Below are 11761 nucleotides of genomic sequence, written 5' to 3' on the forward strand. Positions count from 1 at the left end.
TCGCAGATGGAGCAACGATCGGCTAACGGAGTGATCGAGAGGCGGGATGGACACTGACCACCGCACCATGGCTCGGAAGACGTGCGGCGCGACATGTGGCACGGCATCCGGCACCGTGTCGGAGTCCGCCCTGCTGGACACTGCCGTCGCGGCCCTGGCTGCCGTCGGAACGGCGACCGCCGACTGGTGTGTTCGCGCCGGTGACGTGTGGGTGACTGCCCTGCCTCCCGCCCATGTGCCGCGCATGCAGGGTTGGAAGATCCACGTGAGCGCGGCCTCGGGAGCGGCCATCGAGGTGCTCTCCAGGGTGGTCGGCGTCGCCGCTCGACGGTCGTGCGCCTTCAAGTTCGCCGCCGGGCCCCGGCAGCTGGCCACCGTCAACTCGGCCGACTGTGACCGCGGCTCCTCGGGCAAGTTCATCACGCTCTACCCCGACGACGACGCCCACTTCGCCTCGCTCGCCGATGCCCTGCACACCGCCACGGCCGGGCTGCCGGGTCCGGTGATCCCCTCCGACCGCCCGTACCGGCCCGGCAGCCGGGTGCACTACCGCTACGGAGCCTTCTCCGGGCGGCCCGAACTGAGCCCCGACGGGCTCTACCGCACCATGCTGACCGGTCCCGACGGCCGGCGGACCGAGGATCTGCGAGGCCCCCGCTTCACCCCGCCGCCCTGGGCCGGCGCCCCTCTGGACCAGCCGCCACCAGCCACCTCCGAACAGCCCCCAGGGCGCGCGCCCGTGGTGCTCGCCGGGCGCTACGCCCTCTCCGGCGCCCTGCGCCGCAGCACCAAGGGCGGCGTCTTCGCCGGGACCGACACCGCCACCGGGGAGCGCGTCGTGGTCAAGCAGGCCCTCCCCCACATCGAGGTGGACGGACCGGGCCGGGACGCATGCGCCGTCCTGCGGCACGAAGCCGAGATACTGGGGCGGCTCACCGGGGCGGGACTGGCTCCCCGCCCGCTGGAACTCGTCGAGCACGACGGGCGGCTGTTCCTGATCCGGGAGGAGGTGCCCGGCCCGACCCTGTCCCGCTGGGTCTCCGCAGCCCTGAGCGACGCCGAGCCCCTTGACGCCTCTGGCGCTCCTGACATCCCTGGTGCTCCTGACACCCCTGACGTCCCTGACGCCCCTGACGGTCCCGGGGTGCCCTGGCCGGTGGCCGCACCGCTCGTCGAGGCGCTGGTACGGCTCGTGGCGGCCGTACACGACCGGGGCATCGTCCTGGGCGACCTCGCGCCCGGCAATGTGATCGTGCGCCCCGACGGTGCCGTACGGGTCATCGATCTGGAGACCGCCGCCGTATGCGGGCAGCCCGCCGGCCGGGCCGGCACCCCCGGGTACCGAGCACCGGAACGTACGGCTACCGGGGCACACACGGCGGACCCGCGCAGCGATCTGTTCGCCCTTGGTGGTCTGCTGTTCCTGCTGGCCACCGGGCACAACCCGCCGCCCCCGGACGACGCGGGCGGCGTGCCCCGTAGGTGGCTCGCGCTGGCCGCCCGCAGCGGGGAGACCGCCCGGCGCCTCGCGCCCGTGATCGCCGCCCTGCGGCGGACGGCCCCCGCCGAACGGCCCCCGCTGTCCCACGTCCTCACCTCCCTCGGGCAGGGCAGGGGCCGGCCCTCCCCCACTCGCCCCACCGTGGCGCCCACTGACCATGCGCTGTTCGACCGGGCCATCGCCGACGGCATGGGTCACCTCGCCGAGACAGCCGCCCCCGACGAGGCCCTGTTCGACCGCGTGATCGCCGACAGCGTGCGTTACCTCTCCGGGACAGCCGACCCCGACCGGGCCGAGCGGCTCTGGCCTACGACGCCGAGCGGGCTGCGCACCGACCCCTGCAACGTTCAGCACGGCGCGGCCGGAGTCCTGGCCGTCCTGGTGCGCGCGGCCGAGACGGCCGCCCTGCCGCAGGACGTACGGTCCACCGCCCGAGCCACCACGAGGACGGCCGCCGACTGGATCGTCCGGCACCTCGCCACCGACCAAGCCGAGCTGCCCGGCCTGCACTTCGGCCGCGCGGGCACGGCCTGGGCCCTGCGGGAGGCGGCGCTGCTCCTGGACGACCCGGCACTGGCCCGGTGCGCAGACGACCTCGCCCTGCGGCTGCCCGTACGGTGGCCCAACCCGGACGTCTGCCACGGTGCGGCAGGGGCGGGCTTCATGCACCTGCGGATGGCGGCCGGCCGCCCCGGGACGCCGTTCCCGGAGCGCGTCCGGCAGTGTGCGCAGGGGCTGGTCGAGGCCGAACGCCCGGGCCCGGAGGGGATGCTGTGGCGGGTACCGGAGGACTTCGATTCCGCCTTCGCGGGTCGCTCGTCCCTCGGCTACGCCCATGGGGTGGCCGGCATCGGCGCGTTCCTACTGGCTGCCGCCCGGGAGACCGGCGAGCGCGCGTTCCACGACGCGGCGGTGCGAGCCGGCCGGACGCTCGCCGCGACGGCCCAGCGGGAGCACAGTGGCGAGACTCCGGGGAGCGGCGGGCCGACTGCCGCCTGGTGGCCGCAGTACCCGGGCGACCCCGAGCCCGCACGGTCGGTCCACTGGTGCAGTGGCTCGTCGGGCATGGGCACGTTTCTCGTCCGGCTCTGGCAGGCCACGGGCGACGTGACGGCCCTCGACCTCGCTCTGGCGGCAGGTGAGGCGGTACTGCGCGCCCGATGGCGCGGCACTACGGCAGCCTGCCACGGGCTCGCCGGCGAGGGTGAGTTCCTGCTCGACCTCGCCCAGGCGACCGACTCGCCTCGCTTCCTCCCCGGGGCGCGAATGCTGGCGGCCCTCCTGACCGCGCGCAGCACCACCCGCGAGGGGCTGTGCGTGCCCTTGGACGAAACGGGCTATGGCTGCGGGGCGGGCTACGGCACCGGCATTTCGGGTGCGCTGGCGTTCTTGCTGAGGCTGCGGCACGGAGGAACCCGGCTGTGGGCCGACCCGGTGCCGCACCTCCAACGCGCCCACTCCGCCCCTCCCGTAACGGGAACTCGTCCCACGACGGAGCCCCGCCCCACCACGGGCACCCGTCTCACCACGGGCAGCCGTCCCACCACGGGCACCAGACATGCGGACCGGACCTAACCCGGCCGCAGCAGAAAACACCCACCTCACACCTGGAGGCACACATGACGGAAGACATGGACTTCGTGCAGCTGCAGCACTCGCTGGAGGAGCTGCCGGACATCACACCGCAGGGCCCGGACCCGGCCGATCACGGTGAGACTGCCGTCTGCCTCATCACCCTCAACGATCTCTGATCGTCTTCGTCGGCCCCATCGGGCCGACCCATCCCGCGGCGCCGGGGCGGAGTACCGCCTCGGCGCCGCGGACACCCGCGGCCACGGAACTGTGCAAGGACGTGATGCCCTGGTCCCCCATGACGGGACTGCCGGCGTGGCTTATCCACCGGCATGGCAGGACTGCCGGAGTGGCGCTACCGAAGTGGCCCTCGCTCGTCGACGTGGACCGTGGGCTCCGACAGGAACACATCGGCGTCCACGGGGCCGTACGCGATGTTGAAGGTGTCCGTCCAGTACGACCAGTCCTGCATCCCCGATGCACTGCTGAAACGGTAGTTGAGCTGCCAGCGGACCCACTGGCCCGGAGCGAGGCGAACCGCCGGGGGCCTGCGCGGCCGAGGCGGGAGGCCGAACAGGGGCTCCACCCTGGGCTGGACTCGAAGTCGACCGTCGGACTCCCGGAGCTGTACGTCGACCCTGCGCAAGTCCTCCTCGCCGCCGTACGGCTCGAAGCCATCCCGCTCGTGCATACGGACCACATGCGCGGACGAGGGCGCCATGCTGGGGATGACGAAGCCGACCGGAGTCGCGTTCCTGCGGGCGGCAGCCTCTCCGCCCCGGGACTTCTTCGTCCAGGTCGTCCGTATCCACTGGACGGCGATCTCCACGGCCTCATCTTCTCCTCTGCGAACTCCTGCGAACTCCCACTAACTGCTGCAAGCTCGCTCCTACCAACTGCTGCGAGCTCGTCGACGCGCGCACCACCCTTAGGTACGCCCGGCGCCCGGCTGCCCGCTTCCGTCAACCCGGTTACCGGCCTACGCGCACCCCGCCACCCCTGTTGCCCCGCCACCCCCTTCACCCCGGAAGGTGCGGCGGTACACCTGCGGGGCGACACCGATCGCGGCGTGGAGGTGCTGGCGCAGCGAGACGCCGGTGCCGAAGCCGGCACGGTGGGCGACGAGGTCGACGGGCCATTCGGTGGTCTCCAGCAAGTGGCGTGCGAGATCGACGCGTTGGCGGGTGAGCCATTGGCCGGGGGTGGTGCCGACCTCGTCGCGGAAGCGGCGGGTGAAGGTGCGGACGCTCATGTTGGCGTGGGCGGCGAGGTCGGCCAGGGTGAGGCGTTCGGCGAGGTGTTCCAGGGCCCACGCCTGGGTGGGTGCGGTGCTGGTGGCCCCTGTGTCGGGGACGGGCCGCTGGATGTACTGGGCCTGACCGCCGTCGCGCCAGGGCGGTACGACGCAGGAGCGGGCGACCTCGTTGGCGATCCGGCTGCCGTGGTCACGGCGGACGATGTGCAGGCACAGGTCGATGCCCGCGGCGACTCCGGCGGAGGTGAGGATGTCGCCGTCGTCGACGAACAGCGCATCGGGGTCGACGCGGGTGGTGGTGAACATCCGCTGCAGCCGGTCGGCCTCCCGCCAGTGGGTGGTGGCGGGCCGGTGGTCGAGCAGCCCGGCGGCGGCCAGGACGTATGTGGCGGTGCAGATGCCCACGATCCGGGTACCGGGGCGGATGCCGGCCAGAGCGTCGCGCAGCGCGCCCGGCAGCCGGCCCTCTTCGCGGATCGGTCCGAGGGCCTGGGAGGGCGGGATGACGACGGTGTCGACGCCGGCCAGCAGGGAGGCGTCGTGGGTGACGCTGAGGCCGTAGTCGGAATCGGTGCGTACCGGGCGGCCGTCCAGGCTGCAGGTGGTCACGGTGTAGAGCCGGGTGCCCGCCCTGTCGCGGGCGGCGCCGAAGATACGGGCGGGGATGCCGAGCTCGAAGGGGACGACTCCGTCCAGGGCCAGAACGCCGACGTGGTGCATGGCCAGATCCTTTCAGGTCGTGGCCATCAGGCCGCTACTGGGGATCTTGCGGCTCCGGCAGGCTGAGGACGTGCCCGAGAAAACCGGCACAAACCACAACAAGAGCCAAAGCCGCAAACAAGCTTCACCGGAAAGCGAACATGACCATGCCTCATGCCATCGTCAGCCCTGCCCCCGCGACCATGCGTGCCGTTTCCCAGGACACCCCGGGGAGCCCCGATGTGCTCAAGGTCGTCGAGATGCCCCGCCCGCGGCCCGGCCGGGGCGAGATCCTGGTCCGGGTGCACGCGGCGGGCGTGAACCCGGCCGACTGGAAGACCCGCGAGCGGGGGGTGTTCGCCAACGGGGCGAAGCCTCCGTTCATCCTGGGCTTCGACGTCTCCGGAGTGGTCGCGGAGACCGGCGACGGCGTCACCCTCTTCCAGCCGGGTGACGAGGTCTTCGGGATGCCGCGCTTCCCGCACCCGGCCGGCGCCTACGCCGAGTACGTCGCCGCCCCGGCCCGCCATTTCGCCCCTCGCCCCACGGGCCTGAGCCACCTCCGGGCCGGTGCCCTGCCGCTGGCCTCGCTCACCGCCTGGCAGGCCCTGGTGGACACCGCGCACGTCCGGCCCGGTCAGCGCGTGCTCATCCATGCCGCCGCGGGCGGCGTCGGCCACCTGGCCGTCCAGATCGCCAAGGCTCGGGGCGCCCATGTGATCGGCACCGCCAGCGCCGCCAAGCACGAACTGCTGCGCTCGCTCGGCGCGGACGAACTCGTCGACTACCGGACCGAGGATTTCGCCGAGACCGTCCGCGACGTGGACGTGGTCCTGGACAGCCTCGGCGGCGAGAGCTGGGCCCGTTCCCTGCGCACCCTGCGCCCCGGCGGAACGCTGGTCTCGATCCTGCCGCTGGATGCCGCCTTCCCCCACCAGGCGGCCGAAGCGGCCGGAGTGCGGGCGGTGTTCATGCTCGTCGAACCCGACCAGGCGGGGCTGCGCGCGATCAGCTCGCTGGTCGAGGACGGTCGACTGCGCGTCATCGCGGACGCGGTCTTCCCCCTTGAGGAGGCCGGCGCCGCCCACGTCCTCGGGGAGACGGGCCGCACCACCGGAAAGATCGTCCTTTCCGTCGGTTCGTGAACCGGTCGACCACCAAGGACGACATCACCGCCACTCTCCCAACCGCTCCGAAAATCTCGTCTCACCGGACACCTTCCAGGGCCTGCGGGACCTGGCCCTGGCCCAGAGCCCGACGGCGTCGGGAACCCTGAAGGGCATAGAGGCCGACCCGCGCACCATGGAGCGCGCCATGCTCGCCGCACCCCGGATAGTGCTCGTCACCGGCCCCGGGGCGCCGGCTCCGGACACGGAACGCGACCTCGCCAAGCAGCGTGTCCTGGACAGTCGCTTCGTGCGCCGCTCGACCAGTACGGAGCGAGGCCGCCAGGTGAGCGTCTACGAACGACGCCGGCCCGCCGGACGCGTCGGAGCCGCCGGACCCGACGGATCGTGCGGCTCGGCTCCCCGCTCGTCGTGCAAGGCGGGTTCGCCGGACGTTCGTGGCCATACCACCCGGCTGGAATATCTGGTCGACTGACGGCGCTGGCACCGTCATGAACGCCCTCACCTACCTCGGCGGACCGACCGCGCTCATCGCATACGGCGGCCTGCGTCTGCTCACCGACCCGACCTTCGACGCCCCCGGCGACTACCCGATCGGCGAGCGCAAGCTCGTCAAGCTGGCCGGGCCCGCGCTGAGTACGGAGCAGGTGGGCGCCGCCGATGCGGTACTGCTCTCGCACGACCAGCACCCGGACAACCTCGACAGGGCGGGACGCGAGTACGCCGCCGCCTCCCCGCTCGTCCTGTCCACCCGCTCGGCAGCGGAGCGGCTCGGCGGATCGGTGCGGGCGCTGCCCAACTGGGAGACGCACAAGGTCGGTGACATACGCATCACGGGTACGCCCGCGCAGCACGGGCCGGACGGAAGCGAGCACCTGGTCGGCGAGGTGACCGGCTTCGTGCTGAGCGGGGACGGACTGCCGACGGTGTACGTCAGCGGGGACAACGCCTCGCTGGACGTGGTGCGGCAGGTCGCACGGCGGTCGGGGCCCATCGATGTGGCGGTGCTGTTCGTGGGTGCGGCCCGTACGCCGCTGGTGGGCGATGCGGACCTCACACTCTCCAGCACGAACGCGGCGCGGGCCACGGAGATCCTCGGTGCACGGCAGGTCGTGCCGCTGCACTTCGAACAGTGGGGTCACTTCACTCAGGGGGCGGACAGTCTGACGACGGCCTTCGCACATTCCGGGCTGAGTGAGCGGCTGCGGATACCGAAGCTCGGCGAAACGGTCGAGCTCTAGGGCCTTTCCGACCCCGACCCATCGGACAGGCCCTAGGGGCCGCGCTGTCACCACTCAGCTCAGCCGCCCTCCGGAGCTTCCTCAGCTTTCTCAAGTTCGGCCAGGGCGAGTTGAAAGATGCGGTGCTGTTCCTCGGTCACCGGCATGTCCGCTTCCCCGGCTTCGTTAGCGGCATCGATCCACTCGTAGAGGATCACCTCGATGATGTCCGGCACGCCGGTGCCCAGCAGCATCTCGACCAGCTGCCAGGAGTGCGTCGTGACCGGGAACTTCGCCGCGCGGTAGTGTGCCCTGGCTTCCTGCCATATCTTCCGCGCCGCCTCCGGTCCCTCGACATGGGCCGCGTCGTGCAGCAGACGGCACCAGCCGGCGTCGATGCGGTCGATACAGCCGCTGAACTCGCTGTCCCAGGGACTGATTTCCGCGACTTCACGGAACAAGGCGAGTGCCGCGGCACGATCGCCGGCGGCGTAGAGGTCGTTCGCCGGTCCCAACTTCGCATCCAACCGCTGCTGCGGCAACGCCCCGTACTTGGCGATATAGGCGTCCGTCTCCGCTATGTAGTCGCTGAGCTGACCCGCGCGCCTTCGCAGATCTTCGGAGTACCACCACAGCTCAGCGGTCTCGCCCTCATCGACGCCGTTGGCTTCGGCCTCTTTGAGCAGTTCCACGGCCCGGTCGTTGTCCTCGTCCATCTCGTCCGGGTCCACGCAGTCGTCCAGCTCGTACAGGCATGCATACGCCTGGACGAGCGCCAGCACACCCCGCACATTGTCGTCCAAGGCTCCGGCCGACAGGTATGCGTCCACGGCCGACGCGACATGGGACCAGTACGTCCCGTCGGCCAACTCTCCGGCAGGAGTGAACAATGCGGCCATTCCCGGTGGCAGCTTCCCGGAGGTGAACACTGCGATGACACTGGCGGGAACCGACGGCATTTCCATATTTCCCCCTCAACACGGTTGATCGGCGGGGGTCAGGCGCCGACCAGTCTCGTACTCCTACGCGTCGTTCTGCGCAGCGATCTACGCATCCAGCCGCTACGCGTCCTGAATGGCGTTCACCAGGCCGGCAACGAGGTTCGCCCGCTCGGCCATGACGTCGACCACCAGGTACTCGTGGTCGGCGTGGGCGCCGCCCCCGACCGCTCCCAGGCCGTCGAGTGTGGGTACCCCGAGTGCGGCCGTGAAGTTGCCGTCGCTGCCGCCGCCGACGGCCTTGCCCTCGACTTCGGGGAGCAGCCTCGTCGCCAGAGCGAAGAGCCCGGCCGATGCCGACTCGGGCATCGGGGGCCGGCCGACAGCTCCCCGGACCGTGATCGCCGCCTCGTCGAGATGGGGAGCCAGCGCCGCGAAAGCCGCTTCGATGCGTTCCTTCTCGCCTGCCGACTCGACCCGGACGTCGACGATGACGGTCGCCTCCGCGGGCACGACGTTGTCCAGCGTCCCTGCGGACGCGACGGTCGGGGTGACGGTCGTGCCGATGTCGGGGCGGCCGAGCGCCGCGATGTCCAGTACCTGGTGCGCGGCCTCGACCAGGGCGTTGACCCCGGCTGCCGGCTCAAGGCCGGCGTGCGAGGCCCGGCCCGCGACGGAGACTTCGAACGTGCCGCAGCCCTTGCGGCCGGTCTTCAGGGCCCCGCCGTCCGCGGCGCCCTCCATCACCAGTACCGCGCCACAGGCAAGGGCTCGTTCTTCGATGAGCGCGCGCGAGGAGCGGGAGCCGACCTCTTCGTCGGCGGTCACCAGGATCTCGACGCCCGAGCGGTCTTCGAGCGCCGCCAGGCCGTGAATGGCCTGCACGAGTCCGCCGAGCATGTCGAAGACTCCGGGGCCGGTCGCATGGCCGTCTTCGACCGTGAACGGGCGACGTTCAAGGGTGCCGAGCGGAAACACCGTGTCGTGGTGACCGAGGATCAGTACTTTCGGATCGCCCCCGGCCGACCAGTGGAAGTGCGGCCCGGCTTCGCTCTCGACGAGGACGGCCTGCCCGCCGAGGCGGTTCTCGATGACGGCGGCGACCGCCTTGGCCGATGCCCTCAGGGCGTCGAGGTCGCGCGACGGAGACTCGACTTCGACGAGTGTCCTGAGGTCCTCCAGCATCGCGTCAACACTCACCGGGCCGATCTTGTGCATCGTCATGCCGCAAGGGTAATCGGCGCGTCGAACGCACCGTCGGCGAACGGCAGGGGTCGCTCGGGTCGACCACATGCAGGTCGGCGTCGGCACCGCGGTCGCGCGGTTTTGCGGACCGGCGGTTCGGCGGTTCGGCGGTTCGGCGGTTCGGCGCCTCCGCGCGATCCCCGCCTCGTCAACATCTACGGCGGAAACGTCCGGCTGCCGTCATGAAGGCACAGGCACGCCCCGGGTGCCCTTGAGGACCGCGCCATCGAAACCCGCGGTCGACAGGTTCTGCGCGCCGGTGAGATCGGCGCCGGTCAGGTCCGCTCCGGTGAAGTCCGCGTCGCGGAGATCGGCCTGTCTCAGGTCGGCGCCGCGCAGGATCGCGCCGGGCAGGCTGGCACGGGCGAAACTGGCCCGCCGCAGATGGGCACCGTCCATCTCCGCCTTTGTCAGGTACGTATCGTCGAAGTGCGCCCCGGCCGCCTGGATCCGGCTCAGGTCGGCTCGTACGAGGTGCGACCGAGCCAGATCGGCACCAGCCAGGGTGGCGTCCGCCAAGTCGGCCCCGTCCAGAGTCGCTTCCCGCAGAACCGTGTCCGCCATGACCGCCCCAGCCAGGCGGGCATGCGCCAAGTCCGCGTCGCTCAGATCCGCGGCGCTGAAGTCGGCCTCCGGGAAGTTGATACCGATGACGCGTTGGCGCGCCCGGTCCCACATCCCCATGTAGCCCAGGTGGCGCAGGCGGATATTGCGCAGGTCGAAGTCGCCGCTGCCGTCGTGCGTGGGGTCCCGGTTGGCCAGTACCGTCATGGCCGCCTGAACGTCCGTGGCCGGGTGGGCATCGGCTGCGCCGCCCGCCTTGCCGCCAGCGTGTTCACGGACGTAGGCCGTCAGCAGAGTGACGACGGTGGGCTGGTCGTTCGGCGAGTCCCGCATGAGGCGCTCCAGGCCGTAGAGGCCGCCGAGACGGATGGCTACGGCCGGCGCGGCGAGGTTGCCGATTGCCGCATTGAACCGGCCGGTGACCTGCCCGCGCTCGGCGATCCGCAGCTGTTCGCCGGACTGCTCGACCGACACCCAGGTGAACAGCAGGGCGGCAAGAGCCGCGATCCCCGGTACCGATGACGCCACCAGTGCCACCCACTGCAGTCGGTTTCCCGCCGTGCGGTCGTCCGCGCGAGGACGCCTGGCCCGCCTTCGGCTTCCGTGGCGGGTACCTCGGTGCGAGATGCGGCGCAGCTGCGCCAGGGTGCTCAGCCTGGTCATACGGGCCATGGAACCCCGGAACCGGGGCCGGACCTGCGTTCTGACAGCGCGGCGGACGGCAGCTTCGGGCGAACGGACGAACTCGCAGCCCGCGCGCCCGCCCGCCTCGGCGCCCGGCTTCTCGCGGTGGATGTCGTGGTCGACATCGCAGTCGGTGAACGGCACGTCGGGCTGGCGGCGGGGGCGGCCCGCGCGTCCTCCGTCCGGCGGTAAGACGGTCGGCAGCGGTTCTAAGAGGCGCGTTGAGATTTCCTCCCTATGGTCGGCCGCCGATAGCGCATCGTCCGTGGCCCTGGCCCGCCTTCCTGTATGGAGCTGCTCGTGACAACGCCGGACAACCCTGTGCCCTTCCGGTTCGGCGCACCGCGCCACCGGCTGCTCCCACCCGAGCGGCCGTCGGTGCCCGGTGCGTCGTCCCGGTCCCGGCGGATACATGGCACGCTCACCGCATCGGCCCTGTTCGCGGCGGGGGCACTGGCCCTGACCGGGTGTGGCGGGGGCGGCTCGGCGGACGGCGGCGACGGCAAGAACGGGGCCGGCGCCAAGGAAGGCTCCGGCATCAGGATCACGGTGTCGTCCAAGGACGGGGCCACCAACGCCAGCATCAGCGGAACCCGTGTGCAGGTCAGCGGTGGCACATTGACCGAGGTGAAGCTGACCGCCGCGGAGTCCGGCAAGGAGGTGGCCGGCGCGATGGCGTCCGGCGGTGCGTCGTGGAGACCGTCGGTGCAGCTGGAGCGCGGCACCAAGTACAAGATCGTGGCGAAGGCCAAGGACGCCGAGGGCCGTTCGACCACCGAGAACGCCACGTTCACGACCGTCTCGTCGAAGAACAGCTTCATCGGCTCCTACGTCCCCGAGGGCGGGAAGACCGTGGGTGTGGGCATGCCGGTGTCCTTCAACTTCGACAAGGTGATCACCAACAAGAAGGACGTCCAGTCCCACATCAAGGTGACCTCCAGCAGCGGCCAGCAGAT

Annotated in this window: 11 protein-coding genes; 6 read left to right on the plus strand and 5 right to left on the minus strand. The window is 71.3% G+C overall.

Features of this window, described 5'->3' with window-relative positions; translation table 11 throughout:
- Nucleotides 1–67 precede the first annotated feature (67 nt).
- Together lanL and ACZ4NB_RS33345 are read left to right on the plus strand one after the other, a co-directional pair.
- Nucleotides 68–3076: a class IV lanthionine synthetase LanL gene (gene lanL, locus ACZ4NB_RS33340; RefSeq protein WP_467666770.1), complete on the plus strand. Its 3009-nt coding sequence runs from the start codon at nt 68–70 to the stop codon at nt 3074–3076.
- 44 nt (nt 3077–3120) lie between these two features.
- Complete coding sequence (locus tag ACZ4NB_RS33345; RefSeq protein ID WP_467666771.1) at nt 3121–3252, plus strand: hypothetical protein; 132 nt, start codon at nt 3121–3123, stop codon at nt 3250–3252.
- Nucleotides 3253–3428: 176 nt separating this feature from the next.
- Here ACZ4NB_RS33345 and ACZ4NB_RS33350 read toward each other — a convergent pair whose 3' ends face one another.
- Nucleotides 3429–3902 (minus strand): hypothetical protein, encoded by a 474-nt coding sequence (locus tag ACZ4NB_RS33350; protein WP_467666772.1) that lies wholly within the window; start codon nt 3900–3902, stop codon nt 3429–3431.
- Nucleotides 3903–4052: 150 nt separating this feature from the next.
- Nucleotides 4053–5048: a GlxA family transcriptional regulator gene (locus tag ACZ4NB_RS33355; RefSeq protein ID WP_467666773.1), complete on the minus strand. Its 996-nt coding sequence runs from the start codon at nt 5046–5048 to the stop codon at nt 4053–4055.
- A 140-nt stretch (nt 5049–5188) separates the two neighbouring features.
- Between ACZ4NB_RS33355 and ACZ4NB_RS33360 the strand changes: the two genes are divergently transcribed.
- The 3 genes from ACZ4NB_RS33360 (at nt 5189) to ACZ4NB_RS33370 (ending at nt 7395) form a co-directional block, all read left to right on the plus strand.
- A complete protein-coding gene (locus tag ACZ4NB_RS33360) occupies nt 5189–6172 on the plus strand; it encodes an NADP-dependent oxidoreductase (protein ID WP_467666774.1) in 984 nt (327 codons plus the stop codon).
- Between the two features lie 169 nt (nt 6173–6341).
- The gene (locus tag ACZ4NB_RS33365; RefSeq protein ID WP_467666775.1) at nt 6342–6629 is read left to right on the plus strand and encodes a hypothetical protein; all 288 of its coding nucleotides are present in this window, start codon (nt 6342–6344) and stop codon (nt 6627–6629) included.
- 16 nt (nt 6630–6645) lie between these two features.
- Complete coding sequence (locus ACZ4NB_RS33370; protein ID WP_467666776.1) at nt 6646–7395, plus strand: MBL fold metallo-hydrolase; 750 nt, start codon at nt 6646–6648, stop codon at nt 7393–7395.
- A 59-nt stretch (nt 7396–7454) separates the two neighbouring features.
- Here the strand turns inward: ACZ4NB_RS33370 and ACZ4NB_RS33375 are convergent, their stop codons facing one another.
- The 3 genes from ACZ4NB_RS33375 to ACZ4NB_RS33385 form a co-directional block, all read right to left on the minus strand.
- Nucleotides 7455–8339 carry a hypothetical protein gene (locus ACZ4NB_RS33375; RefSeq protein ID WP_467666777.1) on the minus strand — a complete coding sequence of 295 codons (885 nt, stop codon included), beginning with the start codon at nt 8337–8339 and terminating at the stop codon, nt 7455–7457.
- A gap of 96 nt (nt 8340–8435) precedes the next feature.
- On the minus strand, nt 8436–9536 hold the full coding sequence (locus ACZ4NB_RS33380; RefSeq protein WP_467666778.1) for a M20 family metallopeptidase: 1101 nt from the start codon (nt 9534–9536) through the stop codon (nt 8436–8438).
- A gap of 201 nt (nt 9537–9737) precedes the next feature.
- Complete coding sequence (locus ACZ4NB_RS33385) at nt 9738–10658, minus strand: pentapeptide repeat-containing protein (protein WP_467666779.1); 921 nt, start codon at nt 10656–10658, stop codon at nt 9738–9740.
- A gap of 435 nt (nt 10659–11093) precedes the next feature.
- Between ACZ4NB_RS33385 and ACZ4NB_RS33390 the strand changes: the two genes are divergently transcribed.
- The coding region (locus ACZ4NB_RS33390; RefSeq protein ID WP_467666780.1) for an Ig-like domain-containing protein at nt 11094–11761 on the plus strand (668 nt) is incomplete at its 3' end.

This window comes from Streptomyces sp. NPDC026575 (assembly GCF_055567415.1).

What these genes read in the sequence shown, in the direction of transcription:
- ACZ4NB_RS33355 (WP_467666773.1), bottom strand. Translation starts at nt 5,048, where the DNA reads ATGCACCACGTCGGCGTTCTGGCCCTGGACGGAGTCGTCCCCTTCGAG.
- ACZ4NB_RS33345 (WP_467666771.1), top strand. Translation starts at nt 3,121, where the DNA reads ATGACGGAAGACATGGACTTCGTGCAGCTGCAGCACTCGCTGGAGGAG.
- lanL (WP_467666770.1), top strand. Translation starts at nt 68, where the DNA reads ATGGCTCGGAAGACGTGCGGCGCGACATGTGGCACGGCATCCGGCACC.
- ACZ4NB_RS33370 (WP_467666776.1), top strand. Translation starts at nt 6,646, where the DNA reads ATGAACGCCCTCACCTACCTCGGCGGACCGACCGCGCTCATCGCATAC.
- ACZ4NB_RS33380 (WP_467666778.1), bottom strand. Translation starts at nt 9,536, where the DNA reads ATGACGATGCACAAGATCGGCCCGGTGAGTGTTGACGCGATGCTGGAG.
- ACZ4NB_RS33360 (WP_467666774.1), top strand. Translation starts at nt 5,189, where the DNA reads ATGACCATGCCTCATGCCATCGTCAGCCCTGCCCCCGCGACCATGCGT.
- ACZ4NB_RS33375 (WP_467666777.1), bottom strand. Translation starts at nt 8,339, where the DNA reads ATGGAAATGCCGTCGGTTCCCGCCAGTGTCATCGCAGTGTTCACCTCC.
- ACZ4NB_RS33365 (WP_467666775.1), top strand. Translation starts at nt 6,342, where the DNA reads ATGCTCGCCGCACCCCGGATAGTGCTCGTCACCGGCCCCGGGGCGCCG.